This is a genomic window from Escherichia whittamii, assembly GCF_014836715.1.
Lineage (GTDB): Bacteria > Pseudomonadota > Gammaproteobacteria > Enterobacterales > Enterobacteriaceae > Escherichia > Escherichia whittamii.
The window spans coordinates 54660-73735 of the sequence record NZ_JACSQI010000007.1 but is presented as its reverse complement, the minus strand read 5'-3'; the positions used below and the strand labels follow the sequence as shown (position 1 = coordinate 73735).

Annotated in this window: 21 protein-coding genes; 6 read left to right on the top strand and 15 right to left on the bottom strand. The window is 49.9% G+C overall.

Going from position 1 to position 19076, the window contains the following annotated elements; all coding sequences use genetic code 11:
• Positions 1–278 precede the first annotated feature (278 nt).
• Complete coding sequence (dpiB, locus tag H9644_RS12550; RefSeq protein ID WP_105289162.1) at positions 279–1937, top strand: sensor histidine kinase DpiB; 1659 nt, start codon at positions 279–281, stop codon at positions 1935–1937.
• A complete protein-coding gene (gene dpiA, locus H9644_RS12545) occupies positions 1906–2586 on the top strand; it encodes a two-component response regulator DpiA (protein ID WP_105289161.1) in 681 nt (226 codons plus the stop codon). The genes dpiB and dpiA overlap by 32 nt, the downstream gene beginning before the upstream one ends.
• 38 nt (positions 2587–2624) lie before the next feature.
• Here dpiA and dcuC read toward each other — a convergent pair whose 3' ends face one another.
• On the bottom strand, positions 2625–4010 hold the full coding sequence (gene dcuC / locus H9644_RS12540) for an anaerobic C4-dicarboxylate transporter DcuC (protein WP_191774757.1): 1386 nt from the start codon (positions 4008–4010) through the stop codon (positions 2625–2627).
• A 558-nt stretch (positions 4011–4568) separates the two neighbouring features.
• Between dcuC and pagP the strand changes: the two genes are divergently transcribed.
• Together pagP and cspE are read left to right on the top strand one after the other, a co-directional pair.
• A complete protein-coding gene (pagP, locus tag H9644_RS12535; protein ID WP_064528976.1) occupies positions 4569–5129 on the top strand; it encodes a lipid IV(A) palmitoyltransferase PagP in 561 nt (186 codons plus the stop codon).
• Between the two features lie 174 nt (positions 5130–5303).
• Complete coding sequence (gene cspE / locus H9644_RS12530; protein WP_000034825.1) at positions 5304–5513, top strand: transcription antiterminator/RNA stability regulator CspE; 210 nt, start codon at positions 5304–5306, stop codon at positions 5511–5513.
• Between the two features lie 53 nt (positions 5514–5566).
• On the opposite strand, the gene crcB is transcribed toward cspE, so the two are convergent.
• A complete protein-coding gene (gene crcB, locus H9644_RS12525) occupies positions 5567–5950 on the bottom strand; it encodes a fluoride efflux transporter CrcB (RefSeq protein ID WP_191774755.1) in 384 nt (127 codons plus the stop codon).
• A 92-nt stretch (positions 5951–6042) separates the two neighbouring features.
• On the opposite strand from crcB, the gene H9644_RS12520 reads away from it, so the two are divergent.
• Complete coding sequence (locus tag H9644_RS12520; RefSeq protein ID WP_191774753.1) at positions 6043–6831, top strand: deaminated glutathione amidase; 789 nt, start codon at positions 6043–6045, stop codon at positions 6829–6831.
• 128 nt (positions 6832–6959) lie between these two features.
• Positions 6960–7163, top strand: coding sequence for a twin-arginine translocase subunit TatE (gene tatE / locus H9644_RS12515; protein WP_064528973.1), 204 nt, complete (start codon positions 6960–6962; stop codon positions 7161–7163).
• 99 nt (positions 7164–7262) lie between these two features.
• Here tatE and lipA read toward each other — a convergent pair whose 3' ends face one another.
• The 13 genes from lipA to lptE form a co-directional block, all read right to left on the bottom strand.
• Positions 7263–8228 (bottom strand): lipoyl synthase, encoded by a 966-nt coding sequence (lipA, locus tag H9644_RS12510; protein WP_000042625.1) that lies wholly within the window; start codon positions 8226–8228, stop codon positions 7263–7265.
• A gap of 302 nt (positions 8229–8530) precedes the next feature.
• Positions 8531–9172: a lipoyl(octanoyl) transferase LipB gene (lipB, locus tag H9644_RS12505; RefSeq protein WP_064528972.1), complete on the bottom strand. Its 642-nt coding sequence runs from the start codon at positions 9170–9172 to the stop codon at positions 8531–8533.
• Between the two features lie 99 nt (positions 9173–9271).
• Positions 9272–9535 carry a DUF493 family protein YbeD gene (gene ybeD, locus H9644_RS12500; RefSeq protein ID WP_000850550.1) on the bottom strand — a complete coding sequence of 88 codons (264 nt, stop codon included), beginning with the start codon at positions 9533–9535 and terminating at the stop codon, positions 9272–9274.
• A gap of 108 nt (positions 9536–9643) precedes the next feature.
• On the bottom strand, positions 9644–10855 hold the full coding sequence (gene dacA / locus H9644_RS12495; protein WP_064528971.1) for a D-alanyl-D-alanine carboxypeptidase DacA: 1212 nt from the start codon (positions 10853–10855) through the stop codon (positions 9644–9646).
• A gap of 140 nt (positions 10856–10995) precedes the next feature.
• Positions 10996–12072: an endolytic peptidoglycan transglycosylase RlpA gene (rlpA, locus tag H9644_RS12490; RefSeq protein ID WP_191774751.1), complete on the bottom strand. Its 1077-nt coding sequence runs from the start codon at positions 12070–12072 to the stop codon at positions 10996–10998.
• A 9-nt stretch (positions 12073–12081) separates the two neighbouring features.
• Positions 12082–13194 carry a peptidoglycan glycosyltransferase MrdB gene (gene mrdB, locus H9644_RS12485; RefSeq protein ID WP_000131717.1) on the bottom strand — a complete coding sequence of 371 codons (1113 nt, stop codon included), beginning with the start codon at positions 13192–13194 and terminating at the stop codon, positions 12082–12084.
• Positions 13195–13196: 2 nt separating this feature from the next.
• Entirely contained in the window at positions 13197–15098 is a 1902-nt protein-coding gene (mrdA, locus tag H9644_RS12480; protein ID WP_064528969.1) for a peptidoglycan DD-transpeptidase MrdA, read from the bottom strand.
• A gap of 30 nt (positions 15099–15128) precedes the next feature.
• Positions 15129–15596: a 23S rRNA (pseudouridine(1915)-N(3))-methyltransferase RlmH gene (rlmH, locus tag H9644_RS12475; RefSeq protein ID WP_000776104.1), complete on the bottom strand. Its 468-nt coding sequence runs from the start codon at positions 15594–15596 to the stop codon at positions 15129–15131.
• A gap of 3 nt (positions 15597–15599) precedes the next feature.
• Positions 15600–15917, bottom strand: coding sequence for a ribosome silencing factor (rsfS, locus tag H9644_RS12470; RefSeq protein ID WP_001161662.1), 318 nt, complete (start codon positions 15915–15917; stop codon positions 15600–15602).
• A gap of 259 nt (positions 15918–16176) precedes the next feature.
• The gene (locus tag H9644_RS12465) at positions 16177–16788 is read right to left on the bottom strand and encodes an adenosylcobalamin/alpha-ribazole phosphatase (protein WP_064528968.1); all 612 of its coding nucleotides are present in this window, start codon (positions 16786–16788) and stop codon (positions 16177–16179) included.
• A 23-nt stretch (positions 16789–16811) separates the two neighbouring features.
• Positions 16812–17453, bottom strand: coding sequence for a nicotinate-nucleotide adenylyltransferase (nadD, locus tag H9644_RS12460; RefSeq protein ID WP_064528967.1), 642 nt, complete (start codon positions 17451–17453; stop codon positions 16812–16814).
• A gap of 1 nt (position 17454) precedes the next feature.
• Positions 17455–18486: a DNA polymerase III subunit delta gene (gene holA / locus H9644_RS12455; RefSeq protein ID WP_191774749.1), complete on the bottom strand. Its 1032-nt coding sequence runs from the start codon at positions 18484–18486 to the stop codon at positions 17455–17457.
• A complete protein-coding gene (lptE, locus tag H9644_RS12450; RefSeq protein ID WP_191774747.1) occupies positions 18486–19064 on the bottom strand; it encodes an LPS assembly lipoprotein LptE in 579 nt (192 codons plus the stop codon). Before lptE ends, holA begins: the two co-directional genes overlap by 1 nt.
• Positions 19065–19076 lie beyond the last annotated feature (12 nt).

Here is a 19076-nt window from a genome sequence, read left to right as displayed (position 1 = left end):
CTGTGAGTGAGGTATTTCTGTTTCTCCTTTCGCCATACATCCTAAGGAGTATTGCATCGTGAAATTTTGATTTATTTCACATAGAGTTAGTGGTTTTTTATTTATTTAATGGTTTTAAGTTTTTTAATTAATGTAATTGCGAATTAGCGCGTGGTTTTAAGTTGTTTAATTGATTTAATGAATGATTTTTGCCACGATTATATTTGATTTTTATATATCAAGATTCAACATTTTAATTACATCCACCAAAAAACAGGGCTTACCCCGCAAGGAAAACAATGTTGCAGCTTAATGAGAATAAACAGTTTGCTTTTTTTCAACGACTGGCGTTCCCGCTGCGTATTTTTTTGCTGATTTTGGTGTTCTCGATATTTGTCATCGCGGCGTTGGCGCAATATTTTACTGCCAGCTTTGAGGACTATTTAACGCTTCATGTTCGTGACATGGCAATGAATCAGGCGAAAATTATTGCCTCCAATGACAGTATCATCACCGCAGTGAAAACGCGTGACTACAAACGGCTGGCTACTATCGCCAACAAATTGCAAAGAGATACCGACTTCGATTATGTGGTGATTGGTGACCGGGATTCGATCCGCCTTTACCATCCTAATCCGGAAAAGATTGGCTACCCCATGCAGTTTACCAAACCGGGGGCGCTGGAAAGAGGGGAGAGTTACTTCATCACCGGCAAAGGGTCGATAGGTATGGCAATGCGCGCCAAAACGCCGATCTTTGATGACGATGGCAAAGTCATCGGCGTGGTGTCTGTGGGGTATCTGGTGAGTAAAATCGATAGCTGGCGGGCTGAGTTTTTATTACCGATGGTGGGTGTGTTTGTCGTGCTGTTAGGCATTCTGATGCTGCTGTCGTGGTTCTTAGCTGCGCATATCCGCCGCCAGATGATGGGGATGGAACCAAAGCAGATTGCACGCGTGGTCCGCCAGCAAGAGGCGCTTTTTAGTTCAGTTTATGAAGGACTGATTGCGGTGGACCCGTATGGGCATATTACTGCCATCAACCGCAATGCAAGAAAAATGTTGGGGCTGAGTTCCCCCGGACGGCAGTGGCTGGGCAGACCTATTGCAGAGGTTGTCAGACCGGCAGATTTCTTTACCGAAGAAATTGATGAAAAACGTCAGGATGTAGTGGCGAATTTTAATGGTCTGAGCGTTATTGCTAACCGCGAAGCTATTCGTTCTGGTGATGATTTGCTGGGTGCAATTATTAGTTTTCGTAGTAAGGACGAAATATCTACCCTTAATGCACAACTGACGCAAATTAAACAATACGTCGAGAGTCTGCGCACATTGCGTCACGAACATCTCAATTGGATGTCGACGCTCAATGGTCTGTTGCAGATGAAAGAGTATGATCGCGTGTTGGCGATGGTGCAGGGGGAGTCCCTGGCCCAGCAACAGCTTATTGACAACCTGCGCGAGGCGTTTGCCGATCGCCAGGTGGCGGGACTGCTTTTTGGCAAAGTGCAGCGCGCCCGCGAACTGGGGCTAAAAATGACCATCGTCCCCGGTAGCCAGCTTTCACAATTGCCGCCAGGACTGGACAGCACTGAGTTTGCAGCCATTGTTGGTAACTTACTTGATAACGCCTTCGAAGCCAGCCTGCGTAGCGATGAAGGAAACAAGATCGTTGAATTATTCCTCAGCGATGAAGGCGATGATGTGGTGATTGAAGTCGCCGATCAGGGCTGCGGCGTTCCAGAGTCTCTACGAGACAAAATATTTGAGCAGGGTGTCAGTACGCGTGCTGACGAACCCGGTGAGCATGGCATTGGGTTGTATCTTATTGCCAGCTATGTAACGCGCTGCGGTGGAGTTATCACTCTCGAAGAGAATGATCCCTGCGGTACTTTATTTTCAATCTATATTCCGAAAGTGAAACCTGATGACAGCTCCATTAACCCTATTGATCGTTGAGGACGAAACACCGTTGGCAGAAATGCATGCGGAATATATTCGTCACATTCCCGGCTTCAGTCAGATATTACTGGCGGGAAACCTGGCGCAGGCCCGAATGATGATCGAGCGTTTTAAGCCGGGGCTTATCTTGCTGGATAACTATCTCCCTGATGGTAGAGGCATTAATTTGTTGCATGAGTTGGTGCAGACTCATTACCCCGGCGACGTGGTGTTTACCACTGCCGCCAGCGATATGGAAACAGTATCTGAGGCTGTGCGCTGCGGTGTGTTTGATTATTTAATCAAGCCAATCGCTTATGAGCGTTTGGGGCAGACATTAACTCGTTATCGCCAGCGTAAACACATGCTGGAAAGTATTGATAGCGCCAGTCAGAAGCAAATTGATGAGATGTTCAACGCTTACGCTCGCGGTGAACCAAAGGATGAACTGCCAACTGGCATTGACGCGTTGACGCTAAACGCAGTGAGAAAACTGTTCAAAGAGCCTGGTGTGCAACATACGGCTGAGACAGTGGCGCAGGCTTTGACCATAAGTCGCACCACCGCGAGACGTTATCTTGAATATTGCGCCAGCCGTCATCTGATTATCGCCGAGATTGTTCACGGCAAAGTCGGCAGGCCGCAGCGCATTTATCACGCTGGATGAAGAGAGTGCCGGAGGACGTGCTCCTCCGGCCTGGGAAATTACTTACCAGTAACCGCGGCGGAAGTACCGGGTACCATCAACTCTGTAGCCACAATGACAATCACCAGCCCAACAAGCACCGGCACCGAGGTGCGTTTAACCACTTCAAAAGGTGATATTTTAGCCATCCCGGCAACGGCAACCACCACGCCAGAGACTGGCGAAAGCGTGCGCCCCAGGTTTGACGCCTGCAGCATCGGAATAGTCAGGTACGCTGGGTTAATGCCGGAAGAGTGCGCCAGTTTCGGGATCATCTCAACAAAGGCATAGAAAGGCGCATTGCCGGAACCAGTGGTGACCGCTGCCAGCATTGTCAGGATAACCAGCACCAGCATCAGGATAATGCTCGCCGAACCGAATGAGGTGGCGATTGAGATCAGACTCTGGATAAAGCCAATAGTGCTAAGACCCTGAGCGAAAACCCCAGCGGCAACTAATAACATTACTACGTTAGCGAAGGCATCAGCCATGCCGCGATAAGCCACCTCGAGGCCCGAAAAGACTTTTTGCGTATTAAAGCCGCGAATAAATTCCAGAACAGAGGCAATCAGCATACATATCACCAGAATGGTGATGATGTGCAATTGCGGACCCCATTTTCCGTCAAAAAATAGCACGCCAATGATCGGTGTAAACGGCAGAATGGCGTAAAACGCGGGCGCAGTGGTCGTGATTTCGCTGACATCTAACATTTCATGAGCGATGTGCTCTTTTTTATCCAGATAACGCTGCCAGAAAAAGTGGGCAATCGCCATGCCGATAATCGCGGCAATAGAGATAGGTAGTGTTGTTTTGAAGGCGAAGTCAATCAGCGGCATTTCAGAAGCCTGTGCCGCCAGCACCACATCACCAGATGTTGGTGCGAGAATAATTGCTGCAGGTGAGGCACAAATGGCAGCTGCCGCGCCGCGACTGATACCAACGTTCACCATCACCGGGAACAATGTTGCCATCAGTAAAACGCCAAGACCGGTTGCGGAAGAGACTGCCAGCGACATCAGACAGGCGACAAAGTAGGCGGCAATCATCAGCAGGTAAGGGGAGTTAATGTACTGCAGCGGTTTTGATGCCAGCTTGACAACCATATCGTTCGCGCCAATGTGGGTCATGTAAGCGGCAAAGCCACACAGCATCATAATCATCATACCGAGATCGCCGCCACGGCTCATCAGTAATATTTTAATGTATTCAACGATATCTGTGGCGCTGTAGCCAGTGGACGTCTGGCTGGAGGGTAAAACCTTGTGTCCCATTATAGCGCTGATGATCAGCAGTAGCAGGCCGCCAACAAATAGCACCCCTGTGGCGGAATACCCTTTAATGATGTAGCGAGCTACACCCACAATAACGACAACCCCAATAAGGAGTTCAATAAATGTCTGCATATTCTTTCCTGTCTCCGGAATCTACAAAAATAATAAAAAAGTCCTAAAATAAGAAAAAATATGCCGAATAAATTGACATCAGACGCTGATTGAAATCAAGAAAGCTGTCATTAAGACATTGATGTTGTTGTTTTTATACCTGGATAACAAAATTTATTTTAGGGGGAGTAATTACAACATGATGATGTTTGTGAAGTGATGAATAATTGATGCGATTTTGTTAATTTTTTTATGGTGTGTTGTCCGTCCCCAAAATATTCTTGTATGCGCATTATGTGGCAATGCAAGCAATGATTTATTGATGGTTTCATTGTATCTCATTGAAAATTAAATAGATGCTAAGTGTTTTGTATGGATATGTATTTTATTTGAATGAGCTGTTCTTTAGCCGAAGAATGCGACTTAAGTCTCCGGAAACATCCGATGGTTTTATTGGTAAATTTCATGAAATAAATTTCAGGCACTCGGATTATTCTTTATGTTTGCCTTGTTAAGGTTGTATTTATTTTTCTTTGGCTATGCTGGCAATATATTTTGATAAGTCTTCTGTGGTCGCTAATGGGCGCTAGTAAATGTGTTTCCGTATTTTCCTTTGTTTTTATTCAGTTAATTGGCGTTGAAGAAGTTTCAGCTAGTGCAGAGCAATGGATTGCGACATTTAGAGAGAATGTTGCAGAAACCTGGCAGCGGCCAGAGCATTATGATCTGTATATTCCCGCCATCACCTGGCATGCGCGTTTCGCATATGACAAAGAAAAAACCGATCGCTATAACGAAAGACCGTGGGGTGGTGGTTTTGGTCAGTCACGTTGGGATGAGAAAGGCAACTGGCACGGTTTGTACGCGATGGCGTTTAAGGATTCATGGAATAAATGGGAGCCCATTGCCGGATACGGTTGGGAAAGTACCTGGCGACCGCTGGCAGATGAAAACTTTCATGTCGGTCTGGGATTCACCGCTGGTGTGACAGCGCGTGATAACTGGAACTACATACCTGTTCCGCTGTTACTGCCATTGGCTTCTGTGGGCTATGGCCCAGCGACTTTCCAGATGACCTACATCCCTGGCACCTACAACAATGGCAATGTTTACTTTGCCTGGATGCGGTTCCAGTTTTAGACAAGTCACGTTTTAATAAAAACCTTAAAAATCAGTATGTAATGGTATTAACATCAAAAATAACGCGACTTTTATCACTTTTTAGTAAAGTTGCACTGGACAAAACGTACCACAATTGGTGTACTGGTAACCGACACAGCATTTGTGTCTATTTTTCATGTAAAGGTAATTTTGATGTCTAAGATTAAAGGTAACGTTAAGTGGTTTAATGAGTCCAAAGGATTCGGTTTCATTACTCCGGAAGACGGCAGCAAAGATGTGTTCGTACACTTCTCTGCAATCCAGACTAATGGTTTTAAAACTCTTGCTGAAGGTCAGCGCGTAGAGTTCGAAATCACTAACGGTGCCAAAGGCCCTTCTGCTGCAAACGTAATCGCTCTGTAAGATACGTCAGCAAGAATTCAAAACCCGCTTATTCAGCGGGTTTTTTTTGGTCTTTAATGTGCTGTTGATGCTGAAAATAACCAGAAAGCCAGTGCAGTCATGGCAAAGGAACCTAACAGATTTACGAAGATGTTCAGTAACGCCCAGCCAAAACGCCCTTCCTGCAATAAAAACACCACTTCTGCTGAAAATGTTGAGAAGGTTGTCAATCCACCACAAAATCCGGTGGTGATTAACACTTTCCATACAGGATCAATGTTCGTCATCCGACTGAACCAGGCAAATCCCATACCTATGATGAATGCACCGATCAGGTTTGCGGCCAGTGTTCCCAAAGGGATCGCCTGATGCAGCGGGTTAAATCGCATACTTAATAGCCATCTCGCCACGCTTCCCGTACCACCGCCAATAAAAACTGCTAAAAGGAGTTGTAACACTGCAAAATCCTGCTATTTGATTTGTATGAGTGATAAGTGTAACGCCGAATAATCGTCGTTGGCGAATTTTACGACTCTGACAGGAGGTGGTAATGCTGGTTGCCGCAGGACAATTTGCTGTTACATCAATATGGGAAAAGAACGCAGAGGTTTGCGCCTCGTTAATGGCACAGGCGGCGGAAAACGACGTATCGCTGTTTGTCCTGCCGGAAGCGCTTCTGGCGCGCGACGATCTTGACCCGAATTTGTCAGTGAAATCGGCACAGTTGCTGGAAGGGGAATTCCTCGGACGTTTACTGCGGGAAAGTAAACGTAACATGATGACGACGATTCTGACGATTCATGTTCCCTCAACCCCTGGGCGCGCGTGGAATATGCTGGTGGCGCTGCAGGCGGGGAAAATTGTCGCCCAGTATGCCAAATTGCATCTCTATGATGCGTTTGCCATTCAGGAATCGCGCCATGTGGATGCAGGTGATGAAATTGCCCCTTTACTGGAGGTTGAAGGCATGAAAGTGGGGCTGATGACCTGCTATGACTTACGCTTTCCAGAGTTGGCATTGGCCCTGGCATTACAGGGCGCGGAAATCCTGGTCCTGCCAGCGGCCTGGGTTCGCGGGCCACTCAAAGAGCACCACTGGTCAACCTTGCTCGCCGCTCGTGCTCTGGATACCACCTGTTATATGGTGGCGGCGGGGGAGTGTGGCAACAAAAACATTGGGCAAAGTCGAATTATCGATCCTTTTGGCATCACCATTGCTGCGGCAGCGGAAATGCCCGCGTTAATCATGGCGGAAGTGACGCCTGAACGTGTGCGTCAGGTGCGCGCGCAGTTACCTGTTTTAAACAACCGCCGGTTTGCGCCGCCGCAATTATTATGATGTTTTTTTACTCGGCGCTTGATTCACCTTGTTACAGATTGCTATTGTGTGCGCGCGTCGAATGACCGTTAATATTCTCTGGTTTTTAAGGCGCGTTCTGTTGCCGGTTTTATGTCAAGAAGGTATCTATGGGTGAGATTAGTATTACCAAACTGCTGGTAGTTGCGGCGCTGGTCGTTCTGCTGTTTGGGACTAAGAAGTTACGTACGCTGGGCGGAGACCTGGGAGCGGCCATTAAAGGGTTCAAGAAAGCGATGAATGATGACGACGCTGCGGCTAAAAAAGGCGCAGACGTTGATATTCAGGCTGAAAAGCTCTCTCATAAAGAGTGACGTGGCGAGCAGGACGCTCCCTCAATATCTTGTTCGATAAAAAAACCCGCTTCAGATAGCGGGTTTTTTATCAGACAGATGTAAGCAATTATTACACGATTACTTAACTTCCATCCCTTTCGCCTGCAAGTCGGCGTGATACGAAGAGCGGACAAACGGACCGCATGCTGCATGGGTAAAGCCCATCGCCAGCGCTTCGGCCTTCATTTCATCAAACTCATCCGGGCTAACGTAGCGTTGCACCGGCAAGTGATGGCGACTTGGCTGCAGATATTGCCCCAGCGTCAACATGGTTACACCATGACGACGCAGATCGCGCATGACTTCAATAATCTCTTCATTGGTTTCACCCAGTCCCACCATCAAACCGGATTTGGTCGGGATCTCCGGATGCGCCTCTTTAAAGCGTTCCAACAGTTTTAGCGACCAGTTGTAATCCGCGCCCGGGCGTACCTGACGGTAAATACGTGGTACGTTTTCCAGGTTGTGGTTGAACACATCTGGCGGTGTGGCGGTCAGAATATCCAGCGCGCGATCCATACGACCACGGAAATCCGGCACCAGAGTTTCAATTTTGATTTCCGGGCTTTTTTCCCGGATGGCAGTAATGCAATCCGCAAAGTGCTGGGCTCCGCCATCGCGCAGGTCATCGCGGTCAACGGAGGTGATAACCACATAACGCAGCGCCATATCAGCAATGGTCTGCGCCAGTTTTACCGGCTCGTTGGCATCCGGGGCGACCGGGCGACCGTGGGCAACGTCACAGAACGGACAACGGCGGGTACAAATGGCGCCGAGGATCATAAACGTTGCTGTGCCGTGGTTGAAGCATTCTGCCAGGTTAGGGCAGGAGGCTTCCTCACAGACAGAATGCAGGCCATTTTTGCGCATTGCGGCTTTGATGCCCTGGATACGTGTAGAGTCCGCGGGAAGCTTGATTTTCATCCATTCCGGCTTGCGCAGCAGGGCTTCGCGCTCTGTTGCCACGTTTTTAACCGGGATAAGGGCCATCTTATCGGCATCGCGGTATTTAACACCGCGTTCCATCACAATGGGTTTACTCATAGCGTGCGTGTTCCAGTTGCGAATTACGAAGGAAAGCGTTTCAATTCAATAGATTGTTGTAATTATCAACTATTTTTGAATTAACGACTGGCAGTATATCATTGAAACGGCCCAGAAAGCAGCCAAAGCGGTCGCGAAAATGTAAAATTGTTGTTGGTTTGTGCCATTTTATCGTTCTACGCTGTGAACTCTATGTAACGATACTTTTTCAAAACACATTTCGATAGCATCAGTTGACCGCGGAGTATTGGAACACGCTGACTGCAATGACCCAATATGATTTGGGTCATTTAAGAGGGGAATTAAGCAGGGATATATTCTACGGCAGGATTTTTGAGTAGTGCTAAAATATTTGCCAGTAAGCGCGGTGCAATATTATCGGTGGTCGCATCAGGTTTCCATTGCGATATTTTTGCCATTTCCATCCCGGCATAACCACAAGGGTTGATACGTAAAAATGGCGAAAGATCCATATTGACGTTTAATGCCAGTCCGTGGAATGAACAACCGCGGCGAATACGTAATCCCAGCGAACAAATTTTCTTTTCCCCAACGTAGACACCTGGAGCATCAGCCCGAGGGTGCGCTTCAATATCCAGCTCGGCCAGGGTATTCACTACCGTTTGTTCGAGTAAGGTCACCAGTTCACGCACGCCCAGCTTCCTGCGTTTGAGGTTAAGCAACACATACATCACCTGTTGCCCCGGTCCGTGATAAGTTACCTGGCCGCCGCGATCGCTCTGGATCACCGGAATATCGCCCGGCATTAAAATATGTTCCGCTTTACCTGCTTGCCCCTGGGTGAATACAGGAGGGTGTTCAACCAGCCAGATTTCATCAAGGGTATTTTCATCACGAGTATCGGTGAATTCATGCATAGCCTGAGAAATAGGCTCGTAAGGCTGAAGGCCGAGCTGGCGGACAAGAATTTTATCCTGATACAAAACGGCATCTCCGTGGAGAATGAGTAAAAGTGGGGAAAATTATATCACAGCGAGGGAAGGGGAGTTACCCGACCAGAGGCCGGGTAACGGAGAAGCGAATTACAGAACCATACGAACGATATCGATTTTGCCCAGTTCTTCGTACAGAGTTTCAACCTGCTCGATATGAGTGGCGTTGATAGTGATAGATACCGAGTGGTAGTTGCCTTTGCTGCTTGGTTTTACCGTTGGGGTGTAGTCACCTGGCGCATGGCGCTGTACCACTTCAACCACCTGATCAACCAGCTCAGGTAACGCCTGCCCCATTACTTTGTAGGTAAAAGGGGTAGGGAATTCAAGCAGTTCGTTAAGTTTGGTCTTCATGTCAGCTCCGGCGTAACGTAATTAAATAGCAACTCCCGCCAGAGGGCGGGAGTTTTTACTGATGCTTAGTATATGGGGGCGGAAATTACACTTTCAAGTGTTCAATTTTTAGCCAAACCAGTGATGGAACATTAATTTAATGTAATCAATGATTTTGCCGAAGAAGTTACCTTCCGGAATTTCCTGTAACACCACCAGCGGGCGTTGTTCGATAGTTTTGCCATCAAGCTGGAAGTTGATGGTGCCAACGACCTGGTTCTTTTGCAGCGGCGCATGCAGTTCACTGCTGTTCAGCACGTAGCTGGCTTTCAGGTCTTTCATGCGGCCACGCGGAATGGTCAGGTAAACGTCTTTATCAACCCCTAATGAAGCGCGGTCAGTATTACCAAACCATACCGGTTCAGAGGCGAACTCTTTGCCAACTTTCAGTGGGTTAACTGTTTCGAAGAAGCGGAAGCCCCAGGTCAGCAGTTTTTTACTTTCGGTTTCACGGCCTTTGAACGTGCGTCCGCCCATGACTGCGGAGATCAGACGCATCTGACCTTCTGTTGCAGAGGCGACAAGGTTGTAGCCCGCCTTGTCAGTATGGCCAGTTTTGATACCGTCGACATTCAGGCTGTTATCCCATAGCAGGCCGTTACGGTTGAGCTGGCGAATACCGTTAAAGGTAAACTCTTTCTCTTTATAGATAGCGTATTCGTTAGGAACATCACGAATAAGAGCCTGACCGATCAGCGCCATATCACGCGCGGAGCTGTACTGACCGTCAGCGTCCAGACCGTGTACAGTCTGGAAGTGGGTATTTTTCAGGCCCAGTGCGTTAACGTAACTGTTCATCAGGCCAACGAAAGCATCCTGGCTACCGGCGGCGAAGTCAGCCATGGCAACACAAGCATCGTTACCAGATTGCAGGTTGATACCACGGATAAGCTGAGAAACTGGTACCTGCATGCCAGGTTTGAGGAACATCAGCGAAGAACCTCTGAACACCGGGTTACCGGTGGCCCAGGCGTCATTACCGATGGTCACTAAATCAGATTCTTTGAATTTACCTGCTTTCATTGCCTGACCGATAACGTAGCTGGTCATCATTTTGGTCAGGCTTGCAGGATCGCGACGGACATCCGCATTTTGCTCGGCGAGCACTTTGCCGGAGTTATAGTCGATCAGGATGTAAGACTCCGCATCGATCTGCGGTACACCCGGGATCATAGTTTTGATATTCAGGTCATCGGCATGTGCAGCAGAGATAAAGGCTGTGCAAAGAGCCGTGGTGAGCGCCAGGCGCTTCATGATACGAGCGGAAAAAATGGTATTCATGGTCTGAACTACGACATCCGTGATGGAATTTAAAATAAGTGCCCTACTATAGCAAATGCACTACCGCCAGGCATCTGACTTTCCGCGTGACTTTGTTAACGTCATTTACAGAAATTGACACTTCAGATGCCTGCTTTACGTTATTGCGCGGTGGTAATAAATGACTGTAATTGGGCTTCGGTTTGTAAACGTTGCTGTAAGGCACTGGCTTCAGCTTTGCTGGTAAACGGGCCAAGCTGGATACGCCAGACCGCGCCGTTTTGGGTCACGCGACCGGGTACGCCGAACTTTTGTCCCAGTTGCTGTTGATACTGTTGCGCGCGAGCCTGATCGCTAACGGCCCCGACTTGCACCATAAAGTTACCGCTGGCGCTTTGCGAGGCGGATTGTGGTGTCACCATTGCAGGTGTTGTTGCAGGTGCGGTGACAACTGGCTGTGGTGCAGGCGTTGGTTCGCTGCCTTCCAGTACGCCGGGCGCCAGGGTAGTTGGCGCGCCGAGGAAACCACTGCTGGTTACCGGCGCGCCGGTCGGATCTTCGCTTTTCAGCGTCGAGTTGCTGACCGGGAGAATATCACCCTGCGGGACAGGCATTGAATTTGTTCCGCTGCCGCCGTTTAAATCGGGCGGCGCAGGCAGGGCGTAAGTCTGTTTAGCAATGGTAGTACAAGCCATGCCTGGGCCAGAAAATGAACCATCCTGGGCGACGATAATTGGATCGATACGAACTTTTGTATTGTTCGACGTGTTAAGACGGTCAGCTGCCGCGCGTGAAAGTGAAATCACACGGTCGTTACCGTAGGGACCACGATCGTTAATACGCACCACGATCATCCGCCCGTTAGCCAGATTGGTGATTCTGGCGTAGCTGGGGATGGGTAGCGTTGGATGCGCCGCCGTCAGCTGCGTTGGATCAAATGCTTCGCCAGATGCCGTCAGATTGCTGCCAGGTTCGGCATCATAGATGGCAGCAAGGCCCGCCTGGCTAAAGCGTGAAGGGTCTTGCACGATTTTGTAGCTTTTGCCGTCGCGCTGATAATCCTGATTTGCCGTCGCGTTCAGTGGTTCGAAACGTGGTTCCGCCCCGCTAATTTCAACTATAGGGCCGTTACATACCGCAGGCTGCGGCACACTTACCGTCTGTTGCTGACCATCATCGCTAGTACATGCCGCGAGCATTCCTGCCGCGATGCAGATCCCGAGCCACTGCTTACGCATTCGCACCTCTTACACGCTTTTCGACAACATTTTCCTGTGGGTGTGGATTGACATCACAATCCCAAACCCAGCCATCAGCACTATGAGCGCCGATCCTCCATAACTGACCAGCGGGAGTGGAACCCCTACAACCGGCAGAATACCGCTTACCATACCAATATTTACGAAGACATAAACGAATAATATCAGCATTAAGCCGCCAGCCATGACGCGACCAAAGGTAGTTTGCGCTCTGGCCGCAATCCACAGTCCGCGCATGATTAGCAGAATATAGAGAGCAAGCAGAATCAAAATACCGACTAATCCCAACTCTTCCGCCAGTACCGCGAAGATAAAATCGGTATGGCGTTCGGGTAGAAATTCAAGCTGTGACTGGGTACCGTGCAGCCAGCCCTTGCCGCGCAATCCACCGGAGCCAATAGCAATTTTAGACTGAATAATGTGATAGCCCGCGCCAAGTGGGTCTGATTCCGGGTCGAGTAGCATCATTACGCGCTGGCGCTGGTAATCATGCATCAGGAAGAACCACAAAATAGGGATAAATGCTGCCACCAGTACCACCGCAACGCCAATCAAGCGCCAGCTAAGTCCGGAGAGAAACAATACAAACAGACCGGAAAGCGCAACGAGGATTGACGTCCCCAGGTCAGGCTGCGCAGCTACCAGCAACGTGGGCATAAAAATCAGTACCAGCGCGATGGCGGTATTTTTTAACGATGGCGGGCAAACGTCACGGTTGATAAAGCGTGCCACCATGAGCGGCACGGCTATTTTGGCGATTTCCGAAGGCTGGAAACGGACGATACCGAGATCCAGCCAACGTTGAGCACCTTTGGAGATGGCGCCAAAGGCATCTACCGCTACCAGCAAAATAATACAGATGATATAGAGATAGGGCGCCCAGCCTTCATAAACGCGCGGCGGAATTTGGGCCATCACTACCATAATGACCAGCCCCATCGCGATCTGGCCGATTTTACGTTCCATCATGCCGATGTCCTGGCCGCTGGCGCTCCAGATGACCAGGGCGCTGTAGACCAGTAATGCCAGCAAGATCAGTAGCATTGTGGGATCAAGATGGACTTTATCCCAGAATGTTTTTTTATTCGGATTATCCGTCATGATTATTGGTCCTCCGCAGCAGTAACCGCCGGGTTTTCTGCAGGCAGATCGGTGTTGTTATCACCAAGCATAATGTGGTCGAGGATCTGGCGCATCAGGGTACCGACCGCCGGGCCAGCACCACCGTTTTCCAGAATCATAGCGACAGCGACTTGTGGATTGTTATACGGCGCAAACGCGGTCATCAGTTTGTGGTCGCGCAGACGCTCGGCAATTTTGTGCGCATTATAGGTTTCGTTCGCCTTCAGACCGAAGACCTGCGCGGTACCGGATTTCGCCGCAATTTTGTATGGCGCGCTGGCAAAGTATTTATGTGCCGTACCGTTAGGGCGGTTAGCAACACCAAACATGCCGTCTTTCGCCAGTTCCCAGTAACCAGAATGAATATCACCTACCGGCGGTTCATGCGGCTGTACCCACGGCACTTGTTTGCCATTTTCGGCGGTGCTCATCAGCAAATGCGGAACTTTCACAATACCGTCGTTAATCAGGATCATCAGTGCCTTATTCATCTGGATAGGAGTCGCTGTCCAGTAACCCTGACCGATACCAACCGGAATGGTGTCACCCTGATACCATGGTTTTTTAAAGCGTTTCTGTTTCCATTCACGGGTCGGCATGTTGCCGGAACGTTCTTCCGCAAGGTCGATACCGGTGTAATGACCATAACCGAATTTACCCATCCACTCGGAGAGGCGATCGATCCCCATATCGTAGGCCACCTGATAGAAGAAGGTATCCGCAGATTCCTCCAGCGATCTTGTGACATTCAGACGTCCGTGGCCCCATTTTTTCCAGTCACGGTAACGTTTTTCCGAACCAGGCAGCTGCCACCAGCCTGGGTCAAACAGCGTCGTATTGCGAGTGATTACTCCGGCACTTAATGCCGAAACCGCCACATAAGGTTTAACCGTCGACGCAGGCGGATAAACCCCCTGCGTGGCGCGGTTCACCAGTGGTGTGTTCGGGTCGTTCAGCAGCGCGGAATAATCTTTGCTGGAGATACCGTCAACAAACAGGTTAGGGTCGTAACTTGGCGTGGAAACCAGCGCCAGCACGCCACCTGTACGCGGATCGGTGACCACGACAGCGGCACGGCTACCCGCCAGCAGTGTTTCAATATACTGCTGGAGTTTGAGATCAATCGTCAGGTAAATATCATGCCCGGCCTGCGGCGATACTTCTTTTAACTGACGGATGACGCGACCACGGTTGTTAACTTCAACTTCTTCATAACCCGTCTGGCCGTGCAGAACATCTTCGTAGTAACGTTCAATCCCCAGCTTGCCGATATCATGTGTTGCGGCATAGTTGGCCAGTTTGCCGTCATTATTCAGTCGCTCGACGTCTTTATCGTTAATTTTCGAGACATAACCGATAACGTGGGTCAGCGCTGAACCATAGGGGTAGTAACGCCGTTTATAGCCTTTAACTTCCACACCAGGAAAACGGTACTGGTTAACGGCGAAACGCGCCACCTGAACTTCAGTCAGGTTGGTTTTCACCGGAATGGAGGTAAAACGGTGCGAACGTGCACGCTCCTTTCGAAATGCGGCGATATCGTCATCGGTCAGGTCAACCACGCTGCGCAGGGCGTCCAGAGTCTGCTGCACGTTATCGACTTTCTCCGGCATCATCTCTATCTGATAGATAGTTCGGTTGAGCGCCAGAGGGATACCGTTACGGTCGTAGATAATGCCGCGGCTGGGGGCGATAGGCACCAGCTTAATGCGGTTTTCATTAGAACGGGTCTGGTAATCGGTAAAGCGAACAATTTGTAGATTATACAAGTTGGCGATAAGCACGCCGGTTAGCAGCAAAATCCCCAAAAAGGCGACCAGCGCCCGGCGCACAAACAGCGCGGACTCTGCCGAATAGTCGCGAAAAGAGTTCTGTAATTTCATCCGCTGCGTTTTCTACTTAAGGCTACCTTATCACTCACGGTGATAAGGATGGTTGGTGGTAATGCTCCACGCCCGGTACAGACTCTCTGCGACCAGTACGCGAACCAGCGGATGGGGGAGGGTAAGCGCCGAAAGTGACCAGCTTTGTTCCGCCGCCGCTTTACAGGCAGGCGATAACCCTTCCGGCCCGCCAATCAGCAAGCTGACATCACGGCCATCCAGCTTCCAGCGTTCCAGTTCAGCGGCTAACTGCGGCGTGTCCCAGGGCTTGCCTGGGATATCGAGGGTGACAATGCGGTTTTTACCGGCGGCCGCCAGCATTTGCTCACCCTCTTTGTCGAGTATACGCTTGATATCCGCGTTCTTGCCGCGTTTTCCCGCCGGAATTTCAATCAGTTCAAAAGGCATATCTTTCGGAAAACGACGCAGGTACTCGGTAAAACCGGTTTGTACCCAGTCCGGCATTTTCGTTCCCACGGCGACAAGTTGCAGCTTCACGCATTAACTCCAGAGTTTTTCCAGCTCATACAGGCGACGGCTCTCTTCCTGCATAACATGGACAATAACATCACCCAGATCGACCACAATCCAGTCCGCGCCGTTTTCACCTTCAACGCCGAGGGGCAACAAACCCGCCGCGCGAGATTCCTGAACCACGTGGTCGGCAATGGACATAACATGACGGCTGGATGTACCCGTACAGATGATCATACAGTCGGTAATACTGGATTTACCCTGAACGTCTAAGGCGATGATGTCCTGACCTTTGAGGTCATCAATTTTGTCGATAACAAAATCCTGGAGTGCTTTACCCTGCAAGTTTTCCCCCTGGGTGAAATAAAAAAGATAAAAATGGTCTGTCAGTATACCTGAAGCAGAGGCGATTTCGGGACAAATGTCACCAAATCGGCTCTTGAAAGTGGGCTATCATCCCACCCCGCGTCACAGATTGCATCGCCATTTTTGTAAAACAATTTCTACAAAGTCGTGTATGGCGGAAAAGTCAGGTTGCGGAGAATATCAGCCTGCCCGGGCCTGTCAATGTTCGTTGCGGCTTACCTGAAAAAAAACAGAAAAGTCATGCATCTTCGCACCAGATGGCGCGGCTATTGAGGACGCGTAGAGTTGCGAACCCGTCATTGATATCAATGGCGCTCCAGCAGCCCTGATCTACACGAAAATGCCACATTGCCTCGGTGGGCATGCCGATTAAGCGGGCAATCAACAGACTCAACACACCCTGGTGACTAACGATTAATACGTTTTTGTGCTGCTGATACTCACCAAGTCCGGCAATAAACCTTTCTATCCGCTGTGAAAATGCCTGAAAGCCTTCACCGCCAGTAGGGACGGCATGCTGCCAGTCATTGCACCAGGCACTATAGTTTTCGGCATCTTCTTGCATCAGCTCGCGATGATGCCGCATTTCCCAGTCACCAAAAAACATTTCGTTGAGTTCAGGAATGATTCGCACGGGGAGTTGACGGGCATCAAGAACCAGGCGCGCGGTGTGCTGCGCCCGTTCCAGTTCACTGCATAAAACTCTATCGAAGGGAACATCACGCAGCAGGGTACGCAAACTTTGCGCCTGCGCGATACCGCGCGCCGTAAGTGGTGTAGGCGCATGACCGCTGTATAATCCGTCGACATTTGCTTGCGTTTCACCGTGACGAATTAACCACAGTCGCATCATTCCCTCCGTGACGGCAGATATCAGCGATACAAGCCTTGTTGGTTAATGTAAGTCAGTACCGATTCTGGTAACAATTCCTCACAAGATTCGCCGTTTTGCAAACGCTCGCGGATGATTGTCGCCGAGATGTTAAACCACGGCGTTTCGGCGAGATAAATTTTACCCGCAGGCTGAAGATGCAGATCCTCCGGATTATGCGTTAAATGATCTTCCAGCCACTGCTGGTACTGCGGTTGTGCCATTTCCAGCGGATAACCTGGACGTCGACAGACTATCAAATGTGCATTGTCGAGAATTGTTTCGTATTCATACCAGGTCGGAAAGTTCAGCAGCGAATCCTGGCCGATAATAAACGCCAGCGGCACATCCGGGCCTTGTTCCTGTCGCCACTCTTTTAACGTCTGCGACGTGTAAGAGGGGGCATTACGCTTTAACTCGCGTTCATCAAGGGTAAACAGCGACTTGTCGGCAATTGCCAGTTCAAGCATGTGTTTTCGCTGCACGCTGTTCGCTTCAGGCTGGGGGCGATGCGGAGGAACGTTGTTAGGGATAATCGTTACCCGCGTCAGACCAATCAGATTCGCCAGCGTTTCCACGGGTTTTAGATGGCCATAATGCACCGGGTCGAAGGTGCCGCCAAACAGAGCTTGTAAAGATTTCATATCAACCGTCGATAAATACGTCAGCCAGTGGTTTATGGCACAAAAGAAGAGATAATCCCTCCAGTTCTGCCCACACGGACTGACCGTAATCTTGTTTGAGAGTAAGTTCCGTTCGTGTCAGGAGTTGTACGGCCTGACGTAATTGTGGCTGACTCAGGCGATTTAACGCTTCGCTAATCATGTTACGACGGTTCTGCCATACCCGATGCTTGTCAAACAGCGTACGCAGCGGAGTATGAGCAGACTGACGCTTCAGATTAACCAGCAGCAATAGCTCACGTTGCAAAGTACGCAACAAAATCACCGGTTCACTGCCTTCCAGGCGCAGTTGCTGAAGAATATGCAACGCGCGCTTGCTTTTGCCGCTCAACAAAGCGTCAACCCAATGAAAAGGTGTGAAATGCGCGGCATCATTCACCGCTTGCTCAACGCGCGGCAGTGTCAGTTTGCCGTCCGGCCAGAGTAGCGATAAACGCTCCAGTGCCTGTGCCAGTGCCAGCAGGTTCCCTTCATAACAGTAGCAGAGCACCTGATTCGCCGCGTCATCCAGTTCTAAATTGAGCTGTTTTGCACGCGCGGCAACCCAGCGAGGAAGCTGGGCTTGTTCTGGGGTCTGGCAAGTAACCTGCACGCTACGGTTTGCCAGCGCGGTAAACCAGGCGGCATTTTCCTGCGCTTTGCTTAATTTATTACCGCGTACGATCAACAACAGATCGTCATGCAGCAATCCGGTGAGCGTGAGGAGTTGTTCATTGATCGCCGCATTCGGCCCATTTTCAGGTAGCACTAACAACAAGGTTTGCCGACTGGCAAACAGGCTCATTGCCTGGCATAGCGAAAATATTGCGTTCCAGTCCGTGTTGGGATCAATGGAAAAAGTATGGTGTTCTTCAAACCCTTGTACGGCGGCGACCTGACGAATGGCGTCCTGGCTTTCTTGCAACAACAGGGGATCGTTACCAAGTAAAAGATAGGCCGCGCGCAGCCCTTCAGTGAGCTGCGCGCGGAGCTGTTCCGGGTACAACCGAATCATCAGTTACCCAGCGTGGTGGAGACGCGTGCAGGCGTTGCTGTGGCATCCGTTGTTGTCGACGTTTCTTCGTCGGAACGAACGTCCGCAGCGCGAATGCTTGGCAGCTTACGAATCAGCTGTTCGGCAGCACGGTCGTACATCTCTTTCACGATCATGTCTTGTTCGTTATCTTTCGCTAACGCCATTTGCGGGTTATCGAAGAACGAACGGAACACTTTGGCGCTAATCGGGTAGATGTCACGGCCAGGGATCAACACGGTCGCATTGACCGTCATGATCATCTGATACTCTGCAGTTTGACCGTTACGGAATACCGATGCAGTATCTTTCGCGATGCTCACTTTACCCAGGCGCAGGGATGGAACATCCTTACGCGTGGTTTCTTTATCGAGCAACTCGACGCCGTTCAAACGCAACTGGTTACGCACTGCACGGCTTAACGGCCCGTTCGGGTCACCGGAGTCCAGGATCATAACCTTCATTGTGGAAGGAACCTGCGTGGTATCACGCAGATGCCAGCCACACCCGGCGGTGATTAACACCGCCAGAGATAACAACAATGTTGCCAGATATCGCACGCTTCCTCCCGC

What these genes read in the sequence shown, in the direction of transcription:
- dpiB (WP_105289162.1), top strand. Translation starts at nt 279, where the DNA reads ATGTTGCAGCTTAATGAGAATAAACAGTTTGCTTTTTTTCAACGACTG.
- dpiA (WP_105289161.1), top strand. Translation starts at nt 1,906, where the DNA reads ATGACAGCTCCATTAACCCTATTGATCGTTGAGGACGAAACACCGTTG.
- dcuC (WP_191774757.1), bottom strand. Translation starts at nt 4,010, where the DNA reads ATGCAGACATTTATTGAACTCCTTATTGGGGTTGTCGTTATTGTGGGT.
- pagP (WP_064528976.1), top strand. Translation starts at nt 4,569, where the DNA reads ATGGGCGCTAGTAAATGTGTTTCCGTATTTTCCTTTGTTTTTATTCAG.
- cspE (WP_000034825.1), top strand. Translation starts at nt 5,304, where the DNA reads ATGTCTAAGATTAAAGGTAACGTTAAGTGGTTTAATGAGTCCAAAGGA.
- H9644_RS12520 (WP_191774753.1), top strand. Translation starts at nt 6,043, where the DNA reads ATGCTGGTTGCCGCAGGACAATTTGCTGTTACATCAATATGGGAAAAG.
- tatE (WP_064528973.1), top strand. Translation starts at nt 6,960, where the DNA reads ATGGGTGAGATTAGTATTACCAAACTGCTGGTAGTTGCGGCGCTGGTC.
- lipA (WP_000042625.1), bottom strand. Translation starts at nt 8,228, where the DNA reads ATGAGTAAACCCATTGTGATGGAACGCGGTGTTAAATACCGCGATGCC.
- ybeD (WP_000850550.1), bottom strand. Translation starts at nt 9,535, where the DNA reads ATGAAGACCAAACTTAACGAACTGCTTGAATTCCCTACCCCTTTTACC.
- dacA (WP_064528971.1), bottom strand. Translation starts at nt 10,855, where the DNA reads ATGAATACCATTTTTTCCGCTCGTATCATGAAGCGCCTGGCGCTCACC.
- rlpA (WP_191774751.1), bottom strand. Translation starts at nt 12,072, where the DNA reads ATGCGTAAGCAGTGGCTCGGGATCTGCATCGCGGCAGGAATGCTCGCG.
- mrdB (WP_000131717.1), bottom strand. Translation starts at nt 13,194, where the DNA reads ATGACGGATAATCCGAATAAAAAAACATTCTGGGATAAAGTCCATCTT.
- mrdA (WP_064528969.1), bottom strand. Translation starts at nt 15,098, where the DNA reads ATGAAATTACAGAACTCTTTTCGCGACTATTCGGCAGAGTCCGCGCTG.
- H9644_RS12465 (WP_064528968.1), bottom strand. Translation starts at nt 16,788, where the DNA reads ATGCGACTGTGGTTAATTCGTCACGGTGAAACGCAAGCAAATGTCGAC.
- nadD (WP_064528967.1), bottom strand. Translation starts at nt 17,453, where the DNA reads ATGAAATCTTTACAAGCTCTGTTTGGCGGCACCTTCGACCCGGTGCAT.
- holA (WP_191774749.1), bottom strand. Translation starts at nt 18,486, where the DNA reads ATGATTCGGTTGTACCCGGAACAGCTCCGCGCGCAGCTCACTGAAGGG.